Raw genomic sequence first — 19,308 nt, 5'->3', positions numbered from 1 at the left:
GTGGCGTCGGCTCCCTCCGGCGCATGGGGCCTGGTCAGGGGCGGGCGCTCATGGCGTGCATGCGGGCGTCGGTGTCGAACAGCTCGCGTTCCCGCGGGTGGAGGAGATGTTGAGTGATGAAGGACCTGCCCGCGACCTTCCATAGGCCGCGTCCCTTGGTGAGGGCGGAGACGGCCTGGGTCTCGACGCCGGTGAGCCCCAGCAGGGCTGCGGCGGAGCTGAGTTGGTCGGCTTCCTGGCGGTAGATGATCCGGGTGGAGCAGTCGGTGAGCAGGCCCTCGGCCAGCGCACGACCTCGGGAGCCGGCGTCGCCGGCGGTCAGGAGGTCGCTGAGGCGGTGGATGACCATGAGGTTGGCGATGCCCAGGCCGCGGGAGAGCTTCCACTGGCTTTGCATGCGCTCCAGCAGGGCGACGTGCCGCATTACGCGCCATGCCTCGTCGTAGATCACCCAGCGCCGCCCTCCGGTGGGGTCGGCGAGTGCGGATTCCATCCACGCGGAGGCGCAGGTCATGGCCAGGACGAGCGCGGTGTCGTCGCCGGCACCGCCGAGGCGGGATAGGTCGATGGAGAGCATCGGCGCGCTCGGGTCGAACGCCACGGTGCTCGGTGCGTCGAACATCCCGGCCAGGTCGCCGTGCACGAGCCTGCGCAGCGCGTGGGCCAGGTCGTCTGCTGCGTGGCCGAGGCGACCGGAGAGCTCTCCGAGGGCTGCGTCCAGGCGCTCGGGCGAGCCGAGGACGTAGGCGACCTCGCCCAGCAGCGGAGTGGTGGCGTTTGCCTCGGCGGTGGTGACGACTTGGTCGAGCGCCACATCGAGGGCGGTGTGCTCGATCGGGTGCAGGTCCCGCCGCAGAACCGTCTTCGCGAGCGACCCGAGGAGGAGCAGACGCCGCTTGCGAACTTCGCCGCTCCAGTCCTCCTCGCTGACGCCGTACGGCCTGGCGGGCGCATCCAGAGGATTCAATCGCCCTGGCAGGCCCGGCCCCAGAGCGATGGTCTGCCCGCCCAGCTCCTGGGCCACGACGGTCCACTCGCCCTTCGGGTCGCAGGGTACGTAGATCCGGTATCCGAAGGCCACGGCCCGCACAGCGAGGGACTTGGCCAGGGCGGACTTGCCCATGCCGATGATCCCGGCGAGCAGGATGTTCGGATTGGTGAAGCCGTCGAGGCGTCCGTACAGGGCGAACGGGTCGTAGGTGAAGGCCGCCTCCGCGTGAACGTCACGGCCGATGTAGATGCCCTGAGCGCCGAGCCCGCCTTCGGCGAGGAAGGGATAGGCCCCGGATGCGGTCGCGGTCGTCATGCGGTGGGCGGGGAGCCCCAGACGGCCGCCGCGGGCGGAGGCCGGGCCGGGCCGCCCCGCCGCCGGGTAGGTCGCGCGCAGCTCCGGGTCGATGTGGGGAGCGGTACGGGGGGCTTCGGGGCGTGCGGCGTGCCGGGCCTGGTCACGGGCGGCGGCGAACTGGTCGCGGGCAGCGCGAGCGGTGCGCCGGTCGCTGGTGCGGGGGACGAAGAGCGGGCTGGCGCTGGCGCGAGTGCGAGAGGGCATGGCGGTGGTGCTCCGGGGTGGTCAGTGGCGGATCAGGCCGGTGAAGGGGTCGCGCAGGTCGGCCGGTGTGTGGTCGCGGCGGACCTGGGCGGCGGTGGCCAGGTGGCGCTGGCACACGGTGAGTTCGGGTGCTCCCTCGGGGAGCCGGGCCCGGCACGCCTCCCGGGTGGGGACGCGGCCGCTGCCTGGGTGAGGGGCCGCGTGGTAGGCGGCGTGGAGGTGCTCGGCTGCCTGCCACAGCCGGATCCGGCACGCCCGCAGGTGGTCACCCTCGGCCTCGGCCACCGGCGTGGTCCGGGCGGAGTGGGCGTCGCACAGTCCGTACAGGGCGACGAGGTGTGCGTGGAGGGAGTCCAGCTCGGCGCGGCTGGCAGCGGTCGGCGCGACGGGCATGTTGATGGCCCGGTGGAAGTCGAGCGCGGCCGTGGCGAACGGGACGAAGTCCTGTGCCAGTTCGGGCAGGGGCTCGGTCGGCATGGGGTGGGTGCCCTTCGGTAGAGCGCGGTCGGTGGTGCGTGGGTGCGCTACGGGCGGGCGAGCGGCAGGGCGGCGCCTGTGAACGCTTCGGCCTGCTGCCAGGTCAGCAGGCGCAGATCGACCAGGGCGGCGACGGCTGCGGTCTCGATGGCCGCGCAGGCGGCGTTGAGCTGCTCGTCGGTGTCCGCGCTCACCGTCAGCAGGCCGGTCATGGCGACGTCGGCGTGTCCGGCGATGAGCTGGCGCTCGCGCTGCTTGATGTCGGCGTACTCGATCGAGTCCTCTTCGGAGTCGACCTGGCCCTTGCGCTGCCGCTCGGCGGCATCCGCGATCACGGTGGCCTTGCGGCGCTGCACGTCCTTGAGCGCGGCGTCCAATCCCTTGGGCGCGTACGTCAGGGAGAGGGAACGGCGCACGCCGGAGGTGAACAGGAGCTGGTGCAGGAAGCCGGGGCTGGTCTCGATCCGCGGCCAGTTCTCGATCCAGAACGTGGCATGGTGGGCCGAATCGGTCTGGATCCGATCGGCCTTCTCCACCAGGACCACAGGGCCGGCGGCCGCAGGATCCGCCTGCGGACGATCCGAGGAGGACCACTGGTCCAGCGCGGCGGACGCCTTGGGGTCGTAGGCGGTACGGATCACCGCCGCGATCTCAGTCGCGGACAGCCACGGGCTGGGCGCGAGACCGGCGTTGCGGGCGGCCTGGTCGAAGGTGGACGTCAGCTGCGCAAGCACGGCGAAGCCGCCAGTGAGCCCGCCTCCGGCCTGGTTGATCAGTCGGCGGGCCGCCTTGAGGTCGAGAGCGAGCGCGACGTACGCCTCGTGCGGCGCGGCAGCCGGCCCCGCAGCCGCCAGGAGATCTCCGTAGACGGGCCCGGCAAGGTGCGCCTGGGCGTTGCCGTGCTCGTGCCAGTAGCGGTTGAGCGCGTCACCGGAGTCCGGGACGGTGCGCTCCAGGACCTGGACCCGGGCGATGTGCCCGGTACGCGCCAGAGCAGCGAGAGTACGGCCCCAGCCTGCGACGTTGCTCGACTGGGTGGCCGGGTCGAGCAGGGCGAAGGCACGGGAGGAGACACGCACCACGGACGTCAGGGTGTTGTTGTGCGGGTCGTGCACAGCACCAAGGCGGCCGTCGGGGGAGGTGACCACACGCAGGGAGGCCGCAGTGCCAGGGAGGTGGAGCACGCCCTCGCGCCGAGGTCGGGTGGCCGGACGGGTGAGCCAGATGAGCTGGCCCCGGAAGCGGCGCAACGCGTACCGCAGGGCGATGGGCGCCCAGTCGGCGAGGGACCGTCCGCGATGGCGGATGAAGACCCCTGCCAGGATGGCGGCCCACAGCGGCAGGAGCATGAGGGCCCCGGCGACGCCCGAGGTGAGCAGGACCGCGAGCAGCAGCAGACCGGTGACGGTGACGACGACAAGCTGGGGAGCGGTCAGGCCGAGCAGCACGCCACGGCGCGAGCGGTGCGGGAACTTCACGGTGGCCGGGCCGTCGGGATGAGAGGTGTCGGAGAGCATGGCGAAGCCGTCCTTGGAACGTGAACAGAGAAAGATGAGGAGGGGCGGGGGCGGGCGGGCCGAGCGCGGCGCCCGCCCCCGTCATGCGCGGGCTACGAGCCCGATCCACCCGGAGGCTTGGGGTAGATCCACCGCTGCGGCGTGGTGCCGCCCTGCGGGGAAGGACCGCTCGCCGAAGGTGATCCACTGCGCCGTGGCGCAGGCGGGTCCATATGCGTGACCCGCGGCGGCGCGACCGAGGCGCCCTGGGGAGTCGGCCCGGAGGAGACCGGTGCCGAATCAGCCTCCGAATCCGATGCGGCTCCCTGACCCGGGCGCTGGATCAGGGGCTGACCGCGGTCGCCGTCCGTGGGAGGCCGCCGGATCAGTGCCCGCCCCTTGTCGCCCGTGGCGTTCGGGTCCTCACCGAAGCGGAACGTCTTCGGCGACGGAGCACTGGCCCCTCCGGCAGGGTCGATACCGGAAGTGACACCACCGGCACCCTGGCCCGGCACCTTCGCCGGCCCCTGGGGAGCCGGCACCCCGATCCCGGCCTGCAGCGCAAGCGAGCCCGCGGTCTTGGCCGCGCCGCCGATGGCCGCCATGCCCGCGACACCGGTGCGGTGCACGTCGTCGTTGCCACCGCCCTCGGAGGCCCAGTGCACGAACTTGTACGTGGCGTAGGGGCACAGCATGACGAGGATCAGAACGACGATCCCGGCCATGGCGTCCGAGACGGCGGCGAGCCCGCCGCCGGAATCGGACTTACCCATGGCGGAGACCCCGATCAGGAACACGACCGTCATCAGGAGCTTGCTGAAAACAAGGGTGGCGGTGGCCTCGATCCAGCCCCGCCGCCAGCGCTTGGCGACTTCCCAGCCGCCGCCGGCGCCCGCGAACACCGCCAACGTCACCAAGATCAGGATGCCGACCTTGCGAGCCACCATCACGGCCCAATACACGAACGCGCCGATCGCGGCTCCGATGGCCACGAAGGTCGGCACCATCCAGCCCAGTTCGAACATGCCGTCGTACTGACTGACCTTGATCACACGGCGGATCGCATCGCTCACCGAACTGTGCGCCGCCTTGAACAATCCGGCACTCAGCGCGTCCACCACGGTAAGCGCCACGGTGGTGCAGGCGATCGCGCTGAACGCGAAGAAGACACCCGTCATGGTGCCGAACGCGGCTTGGACCAGAGCACGCTCGTCGCGACGCCAAGCGGCTCGGATGAGCTGCAGGATGAACGTGCCGACCGTCAGGACCAGCCCGATGGGCAGCAGCAGCTCGTAGTTGTCGCGGAACCAGGTGGCGTTGAGATCGACCCGGGTTGTGGTGTCGACCGCCTTCGCGGCCAAGTCGGCGGCGCTTGCGGCAAGCTCTCCCATGGACTTGGCGATCCACTCACCGATCATGCCGGTGATGGACCCTGCGGGATCGCTGGCGAAGTCGATGACATCGCAGGCTTTGTCCACCAGAGGTACGTCACAGACCCCCATCAGGGTCCTCCTTCCTTGCGCTGCCGGGGGTCACGGAGCGACCTGGGGAAGCACGCCGACCAAGGCGCACGACTGCTTCGGACGGCACTGGACGGCGACCGTCGTGGATCGGGCCTCGGCTCCGGCACCCGAGCCCTTCCAGGCGATGGACTGCGTGCCGCTGACCGTGACGGCGTACACGTACGCCTCGGTGATCGCACCCGGGTCCTGAGCCAGGGCTGCCTTGAACGCCTGCGGGAAGTGGCCCTCACCGATCTTGGCGCCGGAGCGCTGGCGGTTGTCGTGCATCCGCGACCACAGCACCGGGCTGGGCACCTGCTTCGTTACCGACTCCCAGTCGGCGTACTTCTTCTCGCCGGTCATCCACCGCTTGAGCCCGGCCAAGTGCTCGGCCTGGGAGGAGGAACGGGTGTCATACGTCCAGAGGACCTTGGTAGCCGCCTTCGCGAACTCGACCGGGTCGCTCGTCTTGGGCGGTGCAGGGACCGCCTCGCGCTCGCGGGGAGTTGACTCCGGGGTCGGGGACGGCTGGGCGGACTGCCGGGTGGGGGAGGGCTTCGCCGAGCCCGTGCTCTCGGGGCGCGTCAGATACGCGACGAGCCCAGCGACGGCCAGCAGCACGGCGAGGACGATGCCGCCGATCAGCGCGCGTTGGAACACCGAGAAGGGCGGTCCGTACGCGCGCTCCTGCGCGGTGCGGGAACGATTCTTTGACATCAGTGGACCTGCGTTCCCATGGCGCTGAAGAACGCGACGATGCCGTTCGCCGCGCCGAGCAGCAGCGCACATCCCGCGGCGACGACCGTGCCCTTCTTGCCGTTGGCCTCCGCCTGGTGGCCACCGCTGTGGTGGCCCCAGGCCCAGACGAGGGCGGAGACGGCCAGGGCGCCGACCACGGCGATGATGCCGAAGAGATTGATCGAGGAGATGACGTCCTTCAAGACGCTGAGGCCGGGGAGCCCGCCCTCCTTCGGCGAGACGCCGGGGTCGTATGCCAGGTTTTGGGCGTGCTGCATGAGCTTCACTTAGAACTCCAGTGCGATTTTGGGGCATGCGAGGGCCCGAAGGGTGGGTGGAGCGAGAGGGAAGGGGAGGGGGAAGCCGGTCAGACGACTCGGCGAGCGGCGAGGATGTCCGGCCGCCAATCGGTGAGGGTCGAGATCTTGACCACGTCGCCGGTCTCGGGCGCTTGGAGGATCAGTCCTCCGCCGATGAACATCCCGACATGTTCCGGCCGGGAGGCCGTGCCGCGGGTGAAGAGCAGATCGCCCGGCTTGAGGGCCTTGACGCTGACCGCCTTGCCCTCCTTGACCTGCGTGTACGTGGTCCGGGAGATCGAGACACCGCCGGCCTTGTACGACGCCTGCATCAGAGACGAGCAGTCGCACCGGCCCATCGGGTCCTGACCGCGCGGATCAGAGCACTCGCCGCCCCACTGGTATGGAGTGCCGAGTTGCCCGAGGCCCCAACGGATCGCCTTACGGACCGACTTGGGTGCACCGGGCGGGATCTTGTAGCCCTTGGGGAGGGACCCGGCGGGGACCGGGCCGAACGTGACCCCGTCCTCTCCCGCGCCGCACCCGGTGGCCGCCGGATCGGCGGTCGGCTCGTCCTTGCCGCCTTTGTCGCTGTCCTTGCCGGAGCCTCCGTGCCGCGACAGCGACTTGGAGATGGCCTTCTGAAGCGCGGTGGCCAGGGGCTCCCACTTGGCGTAGGCGTCCGGGAAGCCGGATGCCTGGACCGCCTGAGCGGCCTGGGTGACGGTCATCGACTCCCAGCCCGAGACCCTGAGCAACCCCTCGTAGAACTTCTTCGAGGCGTACACCGGATCACGGACCTGAGCGGCGGTCCCCCAGCCCTGGCTGGGACGTTGCTGGAAGAGACCGAGGGAATCCCGGTCACCGTAATCCAGATTCCGCAGCCCCGACTCCTGCAGAGCCGTGGCCAGCGCGACGATCTGTCCCCGCGCCGGCACCTTCATTGCTACGCCGGTCGCCTGGATCGTCTTGGCGTTCGGTATCTGCTCCTTCGGGGCATCCAGCCCCGGCACGGACACCGACCCCTTTCCATCGCCCTTGAGGATCGATTCCACCTGCTTGGCCACCGCTGAGGCATCCACAGCCTGCGCATCACCATCGACGCAAGTGGCCTCCGCGCTGCTGGCACCACCCAGAGCAACGGCGAGCGGCACGATCAACAGCATCGGGCTGAGCGCAACAGCCCCAGCTATGGCGACGACCTTCTTCACGGTCGCAGGCCGGACGCCGAGCGACGGGTGGGAGAACCGAGCCCCGGGGAGGGGCGCGCCTGGGCATGCTGCATCAGCAGCTCCTTACTCGTAGGCAGCGTGGTGCCGGCGTTCTCGTCGAAAAGGCCACCGGCACCACGCCGGTCAAACATTCGAAAGTCCCCGAAGGGGAGGCCGCGCTTCGGAGCTGCTAACTCCGAAGCGCCGATCCCTTTATCGCAATGCGGCAGCCAGCCGCGCTCGTAATCTCAGACGCCACACGGTGAATTCCTCTCCCTCGCATCCGTCAGGGGTTTCACGGGTGCCGAGCGGGCCGCCGATTGGACGAGGCAACACGCATCAGCACAGCTCAACAGGGCCGGAACCAGGGCCCGTCCTGCGAACACGCCGAGACTGTAGAGACAAAATCCGGCCGCACCAAACGAGCTGTGATCATGAAAGGAACGGTCAAGATCACGCCATTGGGTGCGGCCGGAAAAAGGCGTTAACCTCCAGCCCACTGCTCGCCCCAGGCAGCCGCCCGTGCGGTTGCCCCGAGCAGCACCGGCACGCATATCCCGTTCCACGGATGCGTGCACGTAGCCGTCCTCCGGAAAGAGAGATCCGCCTAATGTCGTCGTACACCCTGCACCGAGGCGATGCGCTCACCGTCCTGAAATCCCTCCCGGACGAGAGCGTCGACAGCGTCATCACCGACCCGCCGTACAACTCCGGCGGACGTACCAGTTCCGAACGCACCGCCCGCACCGCACGGGCGAAGTACACCAGCGGCGACGCCCGCCACGACCTGGCCAACTTCCCCGGCGAAAACCGCGACCAGCGCTCCTACCGCAGTTGGCTGACCGAGCTGCTCACCGAGGCATACCGCGCCAGCCGCGAACACGCCGTCGTCATGGTCTTCTCCGACTGGAGGCAGGAGCCGACCACGTCAGACGCCCTGCAGATGGCGGGCTGGACCTGGTCGGGCACCATCCCGTGGATCAAGCCGGCCTCACGCCCTCGGAAGGGCGGGCCGAAGCAGGACTCCGAGTTCATCCTCTGGGGCGTCAAGGGAAGCCTCGACAACACCCGGGACCTCTACCTGCCCGGCCACTACATCGCCTCCCAGCCACGCAAGGACCGCGTCCACATCACCCAGAAGCCCGTCGAGGTCATGCAGCAGCTCGTCCAGGTCTGCCCGCCCGGCGGCACCGTCCTCGACCCCTTCACCGGCTCAGGATCCACAGGCATCGCCGCGCTGAAGGAAGGCCGCAATTTCGTCGGTGTCGAACTCTCCGACCACTACGCCACCATTGCTGAGCAGCGGCTGCGATGCGCACTGACCCAGGACGACTTCGAACTCGCCGGGCCCGAAGAGTGAGACCGAGAAGCCCCAGGCAGCAGGGCCGTGACGCAGAAATGGGCGGTTGTTCCACCACTCTGGTGGAACAACTGCCCATTGTCATTGATCTCTCGCAGCGAAGGTTGAGCGCTGTCACCGAAGATTGGTGACGGCTAGGTTTCCTCAACCAAGGTTGAGTGGCCGCTGAGGCCCACTCGGCCTTCTAACGATCTTTCTGCCGTGACACCAGGGTCCAAGACGGCGCTGCCCCCGGTTTCAATCGATCTTCCCTCAGCCGATCGCGGGGACCCTCGCCTCTTTCCCGTCGCCGAAGCAGGGCCCACCTGTCACCGAGTGCTGCGGTTGATCAGCACTTACTCTCGGGCTCGTAGGACGCATCGGCAGCGGCGTCCTGGTGGCCATAGCCGGACAGCAGCAGAGCCGTAGCCTCCTTGCGGATCTCGCACGCGGTGCTCTGGGAGACATCGAGCCGCTCCATGACCGTGGTCAGTGGCACGACATCGTGCTCGATCTTGTCGACCGGCGCGTCCGGTTGTGCGGCCAGCAGCATGCGCGCCACCCGGCGTGCCGAGCGCTGGCGCGGCGTGAGCCGGGCATAGTCGTCGGCGGCCTCAGCGGCAGCCTCGGCACGTGCGGCATCCGCCCTAAGAGGTCATCTCATTTGGGCTGTTGGGTAGGCTGTCGGTCGTGGTGGGGATCGTTGAGCGGCTGGTGCCGGATGAGTTGTGGGAGCTGTTCCAGCGGGTGGTGCCGGAGGCGCCGTCGCGGCCGCAGGGTGGTGGCCGACGTCGGCATGGTGACCGGGAGGTGCTGGCCGCGATCGTGTTCGTGGCGACGTCAGGCTGCACGTGGCAGCAGTTGCCCTCTGCGTCGTTCGGGCCGTCAGGGGCGACGGCTCATCGGCGCTTCTCGGAGTGGACCAAGGCGAGGGTGTGGGCCAAGCTCCACCGCCTGGTCCTCGACGAACTTGGCTCCCGTGGCGAGCTGGACTGGTCCCGCTGCGCGATCGACTCGGTGAACATGCGGGCCCTGAAAAGGGGGACCTGACAGGCCCGAATCCTGTGGACCGGGGCAAATGCGGCTCGAAAATCCACTTGATCACCGAACGGACCGGTCTGCCCCTCTCCATCGGAATCTCGGGAGCGAACCTGCACGACAGCCAGGCTCTGATCCCTCTGGTCAAGGGCATACCGCCGATCCGCTCCCGCCGCGGACCCCGACGACGCAAGCCAGGAAAGCTCCACGCCGACAAAGGCTACGACTACTCCCACCTGCGGCGATGGTTAAACAGGCGTGGCATCACCCACCGCATCGCACGCAAGGGCATCGAGACCTCCCAGCGACTGGGGCGCCACCGCTGGACCATCGAACGCACCATGGCCTGGCTCGCCGGTTGCCGCCGACTCCACCGACGCTACGAACGCAAAGCCGAGCACTTCCTCGCCTTCACAAGCATCGCCTGCACCCTCATCTGCTACCGCAGACTCGCCAAATGAGATGACCTCTAAGTTGGGCGGTGGCCAGGTCCAAGCGTGCGGCCGTGTGGTCCGCTCGTTCGGCAAGGCAGGCGTAGACGCGTGCGACGTCAGCCAAGGCGCGGGCGGCAGCACGGTCACCCCGGACCCAGGCAACGTACGCCTGGCGGGCCAAGTCACGGGCGGTTCCCACGTCGTCGCAGGTAGGTTCACTCGAAGACAGATGCCCGGCAGCGTGCATGGCGTCAACAGGGTCGGTCGGGGCCGGAACCCGGATCGTTTGAGAGCCCGAGTTGGAGACGGGGTGCATACCTCACCCAACGATCCTGCGCAGCATGTGTGTCGGAGATCCGACCCGGCGGTGCGTGACGTTCTCGTTGCCCAGGCCAGCACCGCTGGGACGCAGCTGTCTGTTGCCGGCCAGCGCCCGTCCATCAGGGACCAGCCGCGCCACGAACTGCCAGCCCGCACGGTCCGGCACTCAACCTTCGGTGCGACAGGTCAGCCATACGGGGGACTTATACCGCCTCGATACTTCGCTGGACCAGATCGGTCGCTCGTGCGAGGTCTTCGCGCGAGCCGATCCGCACCTCGACGCCGTCCTTGATGCCGAGGGCCCCGAGGCCACGCATGTCCCGGGAGAAACCCTCCTGCAGCTCGACCGTTTCCGGATTCAGCCTCAGATTGACCACGAGCAGCCGGTTGCGCGGCTGCACGCGCACCGTGGCCACGTTCATGAACCGCCGGTAGGCGACATAGTGGAGCTGGGACTCCTTGAGCACATCCCGGTGCGACAACAGCAGCTCGTCGAGGTCTGCGTACAGCTCCTTGAGGTCCTCGGGCGACTCGTCGAGATACTGCTGGACCGACTTCGGCGCCGGTGACGCTGCGCGGGCCGATCCCGACGTTCTGGCCCGCGCAGAGGTGCGGCTGCCGCCGGCCGACGCGATGAGCTGCAGCGTGAGCACATCCTCGAAGACCCTGTACGTCACCAGGTCAATCCGGTGGCCGATCATCTCCACAGCCACCGTGTCGTGGTGAGTGAAGGCGCCAGCGACGCAGACGATCCGCGGAGCGCTCCAGTCGATCTTCCCGGCGGCTTGGTCGCCGAGCTTCTCCCGGGTCAGGCTCTCGAACTCGTGGTGGTGGTCGTGGAGCCACCACAGGTATGAAAGCCCCTGGCTGATGACGTTCTGGTCGCGGTGGCGCTTGTACTCGACGATGACGGGCGCGCCGTTCTCGTCCAGCCCGAGGGAGTCGATCCGGCCTCCGTGATGGCCAGTGCGGTACTCAGTGGCCAGGAAGCGGATGCCGAGCATCGCCTCCATGTTGGCCTCGATCAGCCGCTGCAGCTCCACCTCCACCCCCACGGCCGCCGCCGGCACTTCTGCGGCCTGCCCGCCTCTCACCCTGAAGACCTTCAAGTTGCTCACCTGCCTCCCTCCACATTCGTGCTGACTCACTAGTCGCACAATCCAAATGTGGAGGGGGCTATTCCCGGCATGTGTGGACCCCGGTCTCGGGAGCGGTGAGACCGGGAGCCTCTTCTCCCGCGCACCAATGACGACGGGTTCACGGCCCTTATGGGTCCAGCAGATCTCCGGGTCAGGCGTCCTCTGCGGGGAGGGCTTCAAGCAGTTCGTCCACTGGGACCGGGTACTTCGTCTTCATCAGGTCGGAGTAGGAGCGAACGGCCCGTGTGATCTGGGCCTTTGACCTAGGTGCCATGTGAACGAGCAGCAACTCGTAGAGAAGCTGCCCGTTCTCCTTCGCCGTGGCCATTTTTCCCTGCTTAGGGCCATCGGGGGTCTCAATCCAACAGGATGAGAACGGAGCCGCTGACATGCGCCAGTCGAGGTCTGCAAGCCGCTTCATCAGCTCGGGCCACTCCAGCGTTTCTTGCTCCAGGAAGTGACGTACTGCCCTTGCCACCTGCACCTGGACGATCGGACGCATGAAGGGGTGTCCTGCCCCATCGCGGCCCTTTGGAGCTCGTACATCCTTTGGCGCTACAGCATCCGTGTAGCGGCGCCGCAGGTTTCCGCACGCGTCGAGAAGTTCCTGCATACGTGTGGCCAGGATCTCGTAGCTCTGGTCCAGGATTTCGTCTGCTGCACGCTGAGCCGACCTTCCGGCGGCGCAAGGAAGGTCGAATCCAATCTCCTTCACGATGTCGTACAGGACTGGGATGCTGGTCCATGCGGGGCTCGTGGCCGACACCTGGCGTGAAGCGAGTCTGAGTTCACCGTCGTCCTTGCCAACCTTGGTGAACACGATGACCACGTTGGTCTGGCTGAGGAAGGAATCTTCATCGAGCAGCCGTCGGGTCAAGATAGCAAAGCTGTCATCCTCGTCGAGCGCGATATTCTCGCCTGCACTGGTCGTCTTGGCATTTCGGTTGATGTTGGTGAACAGTCGCCTCGTCCGCTGGCGCCCCTCGGGAGTATTGAAATGAGGGACGACAATGACGGTGATGTCTTCGCTGCCAAGTTCAGGGTCTCGCTTAACCGCGTCTTTGATGGCCTTGAGTCGGTGTTGGCCATCGAGAGCGAAGAACTGGTGCGTTCCGTCAAAGGTGAGGACCCCGAAATTCCGATCGATACCCTCCAGTACAGCCTGGTTCGCTGCATCCTCGTCCATGGTCAGAGGGAGGTAGTCAGGGTGCCCGCCCCACACCGCCACGATCAGCGCGCCAAGGAATCGATTCTCGTTGGTCAGGAGGTATTCGGTAATGTCCTCGGTGCGATTTCCCACGCCTCGCTGAATCATCGTGCCCAGATCACGGTTTCCGCCAAGTTCGTGAGCGAAGCTGATCTCGCGTGCCACTTGGGCATAGCTCATGAGGCAAGAGTAGTAGGTCCAATTTCCCACCTTTGCCTCGAAGGCGGGAACGAACGTTTTTGATGCCATGGCGGTACCTCGATTTCGGGGTGGCGACTAGCTTCGGAGCGCCGGCTTGCGGGGGCCGACTACCCGGGCGCGCAGCTTGGGGCTCTTCTGTACGTTGGCCGGCGGGTTGTAGAGGTCAATCAGCCGGGTTTCCAGATTCTCTATCTGAGACCGATCAGCGATGGTTGTGAACCAGTACTCCAAGGGCCTCAGCGTGAGGTAGTGCGTGAGGCGACCGCGCCGTGTGTCGGGAGGCTGGGTGGCCCACAGCGCCTCAGGGTTGCCGCTGAGGTACTTCTTGTACTCCCGGTACCTGTTGCGAAGTGTGTTCCCCTGCTGTCCGGCTCCGCCGGCCTGGCCGATGTACAGGATCTGGTGAAAGCTGCTTGGCGAGTTGTCCGCCATGGCGAGTTTGAAGGTGGGCCGCCAGACGAACATGTAGAGCCCGGCTTCCTGAGGCAGGGAGTCTGCGAGGTTCTCAACGGCTAAAAGCCGCTCCCATGGCGAAGCGTGGACGCTCAGGTCGTCCTCGAGGACCTTGTGGGCCGGTTCGTCGAGCATGGGGACGATGCCGAGTTTGATCTCAACGGCCGGGCTAGGCTCGAGCCGATGTCGGATCACGGAGTGACCGAGGTTGTGAGCGGTCGCCATGCCTCAGCCAGCCTCCACTGCAGTGACGGTAGATACGAGGGTGACCATCCTTGCACGCCCCACTGACAGTCGGTGAGATTAGACAAAAAAGCCCTGGTTGGTGATGGCTAGTCACCAACCAGGGCCTTTGCGGAACTTGCTCAGAGGTGGCAGACCGAGCAGCCCGCCTCGTCGTCGTCGCTGTCGAGAGCGTCTGACAGGACATCCAGAAGCGGCCGGTTCGGCTTGACTCGCTTGGCCGCTCGCTCCATGGCGGCCTCGTGCTTCGCCTGGATCTCCTCGCGGCGCGCTATCAACTCGGGGAGAGACTCCCCCTGTGACCAGGTGTAGTCACGGCCCTGCATCGCCGTGTGCCGATACCGGACCTTGTCTTCGTAGGCGACGGCCTTGTCGTACAGCTCTGGGTGCCGGTCCTTGAGGCCGACCCACTCGTGCTTGCGCTGGAAGAAGCAGAAGTAGCAGCCCGAGCGGGTGCGCCACTCGTAGTAGCCGGGCAGCCCGATGCCAGCCTCGTCGAGGATGCGCATGACGCCATCCTTGTCGATGCCGTCCTCGCGGAAGGGGAACACGGCCTCGATGTTGGGCTTGGTGCTGACGTAGCCGAGCCGGTTCTCATCCGCGCGGATGGCGACGTAGGAGATCACCTCGTCGTCGCCGACCCACTCCTCCAGCGGCTTGATCTTCAGATTCTTGGTGCACCAGCGCATCTGCGGACTCGGCAGGGTGCCCTGGTACACCTCCATCCAGTGATCGAAGTCGCGATCGGCGTTAAGCCGCACGATGGGCTTGCCGAGGGCTGCTTCGAGGCGGTTGAGGTACTCGTAGGTCTCCGGAAGCTCTGCTCCCGTGTCACAGAAGAAGTACTCCATCTCCGGAACCCGGTCGCGCATGTGGATCGCGAGGGCCGAGGAGTCCTTGCCCCCGGAAATGCCTAGGACGTGGCGGACCTTCTTGGGGTTTGTACCGTCAGGCATGGTCACTCAGTCCTTTCTGCTGCCGTCGTTGTCGCGGGCTCGGTGACGCGCTGGGCGAGGGCGGCGAGCAGGATGCGGGCGCCGTCGGGACCGAGCATCTTCTCAGCTTGCTCCAGGACACTGACAGCGAGGTCCTCGGCCTCCTGCCGGGATTGCTCCGGAACGTAGATCAGCGTCCGCTGTTCGGCGCCGTCCTTGTCGGTCAGGGTGAGGAGCCGCGCTTCGAGCGCCTCGCCCCTGTCGCCATCCGTCGGGCTTTGGTACAGGTGGCTCACTCGGTCGAGGGCCGCGGCCATCTCCTTCACCCGGCGGGGGAAGATGGCCGCGTCTGTGTCGGACCAGTCGCCGAGAGCGGAGTTCGACAGCCGTACGATCACCGGGTCGAGCCAGTCCTCGTCAGCCAACCCTGAGTTGAGGGCGATGGCAACGAATCCCTTGAGCTCCAGGCTCAAGGAGACGCCGGCGAAGCCCTCCAAACGGGTGGCGATTGCACGCCGTAGCGCTGGCAGCGAAGCCGGCAGGCGGAATTCCCTGCTGATGGTCTCAATAACTTCTGCTCGCAGCGCTTGTTCGGCACCAGAGATCTCGTCGACTGCAGCCGCGAGCCGGTCCGCATAGCCCTTGTTCCCCGGGGTGGCCCGGCGTGCCTCTGTGGTGATCGGGTCCATGCCGAGAGCCCTGGGCAGCGCATTGAACAGCAGGTCGTCGGGGTCCTGCGCCACGAGCAGTGCTGAACGCACGGCGACTGCATCCGCGCTGATGCGCCGAGTGCGCCTGGCGTACGGGGTAAGCACCATCACCCTCTCCAGCAATGCCCTGGTGACCGCGAGCAGGGCCGGGTTGCGCAGGGCTTGGGAACGAGGCGATTCGACCTTGAGGGCAACAGACAAGCTCTTCACGACGCTCTGGCGCAGGCCGTCCCCGAGAGGGGTGGATTTCACGGCGAATCGCTGGGGAGCCTTGACCATGCGCTCAACGATGTCCGGCGTCAGCCGTGGCAGGTAAGAGCCGTCTTCGAATAGCGCCACATCCTCGCTGCGCACGATGAGTGCCGTGACGACGAGCAGGGGCACCACGCCTGCCTTGACCCCGTAAGGCGGCACCATGACGACACGGATGATCTCATCGAGCCCGGTGCGCTGGTGCGCCTTTGTGAGCGCGGTCTCCAGGGCATTCCAGACAGGGAGGGTGTGAGGGTGCGCTTCGCTGGGCCGCGAGAACCCGTAAGGGAGGAAGGAGGTCGACGCGTCGTCGGGTGCACTGCGGTTTTCCCTGTGCAGGCCCATGTACTCCAGCGCACCGCTGTACATGGCCCGCTCGGCGGGGTACTTCTCGATCCCGAGGTGCGGTTCTCCAGACTTGAGGAGCATCGCGGTCAGCAGCTCGCGGCGAGACTTTGCGCCCTGGCTCGTGAGCTCGTGTCGGCCGAGCATCTCGTTGCGGATGTGTGGGGCGGCGGAGAACACCTGGTCGCAGGCAAACGACACGAGACCGCTGAGGCTTCGACCTCGAATCGTCTCGCCCTCAGAGGAATCGGCCGGCATGCCTGTGCGCCACAGCCGCCAGGTGGCGCTCGCGGACAGCGGGAAGAACGCTGCATCAAGCAGTTCTGTCAGCTCGCGTTGAGCGGCTGCCGCGCGTCCCTTGACCTCACGTGCAGCGACGGGGTCCAACGATGAGTCCAGCAGCAGTTCTTGCAGGGCGACGAGGTAGCTTGCGGCGTTCAGGATGATCTCCGGCTCTTCCGTGACTCCTAGGATCACGGGAAGCGTGGAGTTCACCACCGGTCGGTTGCTGACTTTGCCCAGGTGGAAGAGAAGCAGACCGTCGGCCTGGTCGTTGAGCTCGTCCGGACCTTGGATGTTCTTCGTCTCAGGGCTGGAGACGCGGACGAAGAACGCCCGCAGCATGCCTGTGACCTGGTTGTGGCGGCCAGCGGCGACGGCAAGCGGGAGATAGTCGCCCAGTCTCTTAATGACCGAGGGCGTGTCGAGGTGGTTGATGATCTCCTTGACACGGCCGTCGATGTCGAAGTCCGTGCCTCGCCACACCCGGTACTCGCCGCTGAATTGTCGATGAACGAGGAACCCTCGTGTCACCAAGTTCTGCAGCTGCTTCTCCAGGGCTGCGAATGCCTTGGGGTCTGCGCTTTCGGTGGGCTCGTGCAGGGCGAAATAGATCATCGCCGCAGTGGCACGCAGAGCGCCGTCGGCGTCGATGAGGTTGAGCATGCCAACGGTGCGCAGAAGCTTCCGGTCCGCGGGGGACATGCCGGCGGCTTCGTTGATGCGCGATTCGATCTCGATCCAGCGGCTGGCGTTGCTGGAGGCCAGCAGCGAGGTACGGCCGGAGTTGAGGAAGAAGTCGTACAGCTGCGGGAGCTGAATGGTGTCAGCCCGGCTGGGCTCGCGACTTGAGAACTGTTCCAGAGCGCGGCGCACCGTGTCGGGTTCGTCGCTGTTCAGGAAACCCGACAGGCTGCGGTCGTGCTGGCCGATCTGGGCAGCGAGCAGGGGGGCCGCGACGGCGGTCAGCGGGTGCAGGGGATAGAGGTCCTCGAAGTCTTGTGCCTTGAGGTCGACGAAGGCGTTGAGCCCGTGGTCGAGCCATGCAGCTTCTGCAGCTGCGGCCTGCGCCCGGATGAGCGTGCGCCCGGCATCGGATACACCGGACCGGTCGAGCCGGCGGCGCATCAACTGGACCGCGTCGCCGAGATGCGGCGTGAAGGTGATGTCCTCGAACCGGCCCTGGATTTTGGCCCACTCGCGAGTCTGGAGCTGGCTGGAATGGGCGGCGTAGTCCATGAACGACATGTGCTGCAGCGTCATCATGAACAGCGGGAGTCCCTGGGGACCGGCGCTCTTCTCAGCCAGTTCCTGCAGCAGGAACAGGTCGTCTTTGGCGCTGGTCAGATCGCTGTTTCCGGAGAGGTGCTCCAGCGTCTTGCCGAACTCGTCGATGATCAGCAGGAGTGGCTGCTGTTCGCAGAGGGCGACCACAGCGTCCAGGATGTCCTGTGACGTGGCGGTGGCGGGATCCGCGCAAGCGGCGAGGGCAGCTGTGACCGCCTTGGGCGTGCGGGTCTTCCAGCGGCGCCGTGCCGCGGTGTGAAGGGCCCGGGAAAGGGTGGCGACTAGAGGTTCACGGCGCGCGGTGGCAACGGCACCAAGGAAGCCCATAGGGGCGAGTTCCCCGCGACTGGCCGTGAGTCGCTGAACGAGGCCGATGCTGGTCGCACCGAGCACCGATTCAGCCTCGGTACGGCGGGCACTGTCAGGACCCAGGAGGGCTTCGATGAAGTTTGCCAAGGTGGACTTACCGGATCCGTAGGGTCCAGTGAACGACCACGATCGGGGGCGGCGAAGGTCACCGAGCGCGTTGGTGACGCGATCGACGACATCGACGGCCCGCGCTCCGACGTAGGGGGTGTGCAGCCCGTCCTCGACGTCGCGCTCCAGGTTGGTGGAGCGCATCTGGGAGCCAACGAGGCTGATGCCGTGCGGGAACTGCGGAGCTGCGGGGGCCTTCTGAACAGAGCCAGGCCGCGTGGGGGTTGCGGTGGTCACACGGTCTCCTCGGTCAGGGCGAGCTGCGGGTCGATGATGTCCAGCTGCTTGAGCTCGCGCTTTTCAGCCTCGGCGAGCTTGGGGTACCTGCGAGCCCAATTCTCACGGGTGGGGAAATTCGGCCTGTCGCGGACGTTGTCGTACTGCTCGTCCAGCACGTCCCAGGCAAGATCGAATGGGTTAGAGGTGAACGTCAGGCTCCGTTGGCCCACTGCCTCTACGAGCTGCAGTTCCTGGTGGCTAGCGGCGACCTTCCCCAGGGCCGCCGCGATGTCGGCCTCGCGGATGCGGAAGGCTCGTCCAGGAGCACCGGGCTCGTTTGCCAAGCGTGCCAAGGAGATCGAGCCTGCATTGCGGGTCGTGCGGGCTGCGTAGTCCAGGCACGCGTAGGCAATGATGCGGGCCGGCAGAGAGGGGCGGGAGCCGCTCGTGAATTCCCATTCGCTGCTGCCACGTTGGCCCACCTGCTCCATCAGCCCGAGCTCACGGAACGGGCAGGAGAGAAGATCTTCGAATGCCCCCGGCGCCCCGCCCCTCAGTCGCTGAGCAGGGACGTACATCTTGGTGATGCAGTCGACGTCCTTGGCGATGGAGGCTTCCACCGGGCCTTCAGGGAAGGAGAGGTTGACATGCCGCACGATGACCTGGGTCAGGTCCGCCAGCGTGAACCGGGAGAAGGGAGCTAGGTGGAACGCGACATACCACGAAGGTGCCCAACTCTTCGCCCCCGGCCGGGAAGACAGAAGCCACCAGTGAAGAAGCCACAGGCTGCCGAGCTCTTCCAGGTAGGGGTCGGCTCCATCCTCGTCAAGCAGCCACCGCGCCTCCCAGGTTGGGTAGGACAGCATGGCCCTGGAGTTGGTGTCGTCGCCGTAGTGCTCCCGGGTGAGCTTGAAGGCACGGGACCAGTAGCGCATGGCGTAGACCATGTTTTTGCCAACGCCAAGCTGCACGGGGGCATCATCCGCGAGGAATGCCTCGGGGTTGCTTTGCACCTGCATGTACGCCTTGTGGAGCCACCCGAAGCGCGGCGCGAAGGTCTCGTGGCGCGCGAAGGAGGAATGGGCGGCTTCGGCGAGCCGACTGTCTGACATGCGAGGAATCTCCGTGTACGTTCAGATTTTGGTGGGCGTCAG

At 66.8% G+C, this 19,308-nt stretch carries 16 protein-coding genes; 2 read left to right on the top strand and 14 right to left on the bottom strand.

Going from position 1 to position 19,308, the window contains the following annotated elements:
- Positions 1-34: 34 nt before the first annotated feature.
- The 7 genes from ACWD6P_RS10525 to ACWD6P_RS10495 all read right to left on the bottom strand — a co-directional run bounded on the left by ACWD6P_RS10525 (position 35) and on the right by ACWD6P_RS10495 (position 7,275).
- Entirely contained in the window at positions 35-1,552 is a 1,518-nt protein-coding gene (locus ACWD6P_RS10525; protein ID WP_451443644.1) for an ATP-binding protein, read from the bottom strand.
- Positions 1,553-1,573: 21 nt separating this feature from the next.
- Positions 1,574-2,029, bottom strand: a complete 456-nt coding sequence (locus tag ACWD6P_RS10520; RefSeq protein ID WP_451443643.1) for a DUF6238 family protein — start codon at positions 2,027-2,029, stop codon at positions 1,574-1,576.
- 47 nt (positions 2,030-2,076) lie between these two features.
- Positions 2,077-3,546 carry an SCO6880 family protein gene (locus ACWD6P_RS10515; RefSeq protein ID WP_451443642.1) on the bottom strand — a complete coding sequence of 490 codons (1,470 nt, stop codon included), beginning with the start codon at positions 3,544-3,546 and terminating at the stop codon, positions 2,077-2,079.
- Positions 3,547-3,638: 92 nt separating this feature from the next.
- The gene (locus tag ACWD6P_RS10510; protein ID WP_451443641.1) at positions 3,639-5,027 is read right to left on the bottom strand and encodes an SCO6881 family protein; all 1,389 of its coding nucleotides are present in this window, start codon (positions 5,025-5,027) and stop codon (positions 3,639-3,641) included.
- A gap of 30 nt (positions 5,028-5,057) precedes the next feature.
- Positions 5,058-5,744, bottom strand: coding sequence for a hypothetical protein (locus ACWD6P_RS10505; protein ID WP_451443640.1), 687 nt, complete (start codon positions 5,742-5,744; stop codon positions 5,058-5,060).
- Positions 5,744-6,043 carry a DUF6112 family protein gene (locus ACWD6P_RS10500; RefSeq protein WP_451443710.1) on the bottom strand — a complete coding sequence of 100 codons (300 nt, stop codon included), beginning with the start codon at positions 6,041-6,043 and terminating at the stop codon, positions 5,744-5,746. Before ACWD6P_RS10500 ends, ACWD6P_RS10505 begins: the two co-directional genes overlap by 1 nt.
- A gap of 89 nt (positions 6,044-6,132) precedes the next feature.
- Positions 6,133-7,275: a C40 family peptidase gene (locus ACWD6P_RS10495; RefSeq protein ID WP_451443639.1), complete on the bottom strand. Its 1,143-nt coding sequence runs from the start codon at positions 7,273-7,275 to the stop codon at positions 6,133-6,135.
- A 610-nt stretch (positions 7,276-7,885) separates the two neighbouring features.
- Here ACWD6P_RS10495 and ACWD6P_RS10490 point away from each other — a divergent pair.
- Positions 7,886-8,635: a DNA-methyltransferase gene (locus tag ACWD6P_RS10490; protein WP_451443638.1), complete on the top strand. Its 750-nt coding sequence runs from the start codon at positions 7,886-7,888 to the stop codon at positions 8,633-8,635.
- Between the two features lie 328 nt (positions 8,636-8,963).
- On the opposite strand, the gene ACWD6P_RS10485 is transcribed toward ACWD6P_RS10490, so the two are convergent.
- The gene (locus ACWD6P_RS10485) at positions 8,964-9,167 is read right to left on the bottom strand and encodes a hypothetical protein (RefSeq protein WP_451443637.1); all 204 of its coding nucleotides are present in this window, start codon (positions 9,165-9,167) and stop codon (positions 8,964-8,966) included.
- 146 nt (positions 9,168-9,313) lie between these two features.
- Here ACWD6P_RS10485 and ACWD6P_RS10480 point away from each other — a divergent pair.
- Positions 9,314-10,113 (top strand): IS5 family transposase gene (locus tag ACWD6P_RS10480; RefSeq protein ID WP_451443709.1). Its coding sequence is split into 2 segments (ribosomal slippage): positions 9,314-9,653 and positions 9,653-10,113, totalling 801 coding nucleotides; the frame shifts between segments, so codons are not numbered across the junction.
- A gap of 497 nt (positions 10,114-10,610) precedes the next feature.
- Here ACWD6P_RS10480 and ACWD6P_RS10475 read toward each other — a convergent pair.
- The 6 genes from ACWD6P_RS10475 to ACWD6P_RS10450 form a co-directional block, all read right to left on the bottom strand.
- Positions 10,611-11,525, bottom strand: a complete 915-nt coding sequence (locus tag ACWD6P_RS10475) for a DUF5655 domain-containing protein (RefSeq protein ID WP_451443636.1) — start codon at positions 11,523-11,525, stop codon at positions 10,611-10,613.
- Between the two features lie 172 nt (positions 11,526-11,697).
- Positions 11,698-13,002: a DNA sulfur modification protein DndB gene (locus tag ACWD6P_RS10470; protein ID WP_451443635.1), complete on the bottom strand. Its 1,305-nt coding sequence runs from the start codon at positions 13,000-13,002 to the stop codon at positions 11,698-11,700.
- A gap of 27 nt (positions 13,003-13,029) precedes the next feature.
- Positions 13,030-13,632 (bottom strand): hypothetical protein, encoded by a 603-nt coding sequence (locus tag ACWD6P_RS10465; RefSeq protein WP_451443634.1) that lies wholly within the window; start codon positions 13,630-13,632, stop codon positions 13,030-13,032.
- Positions 13,633-13,772: 140 nt separating this feature from the next.
- On the bottom strand, positions 13,773-14,606 hold the full coding sequence (locus ACWD6P_RS10460; protein ID WP_257850774.1) for a phosphoadenosine phosphosulfate reductase family protein: 834 nt from the start codon (positions 14,604-14,606) through the stop codon (positions 13,773-13,775).
- Positions 14,607-14,608: 2 nt separating this feature from the next.
- Positions 14,609-18,172: an ATP-binding protein gene (locus tag ACWD6P_RS10455; RefSeq protein ID WP_451443633.1), complete on the bottom strand. Its 3,564-nt coding sequence runs from the start codon at positions 18,170-18,172 to the stop codon at positions 14,609-14,611.
- Entirely contained in the window at positions 18,169-19,266 is a 1,098-nt protein-coding gene (locus ACWD6P_RS10450; protein ID WP_451443632.1) for a DUF4007 family protein, read from the bottom strand. Before ACWD6P_RS10450 ends, ACWD6P_RS10455 begins: the two co-directional genes overlap by 4 nt.
- Positions 19,267-19,308: the final 42 nt, after the last annotated feature.

The organism is Streptomyces sp. NPDC002446 (assembly GCF_053595675.1).
This window is presented reverse-complemented; position numbering and strand designations above follow the sequence as displayed.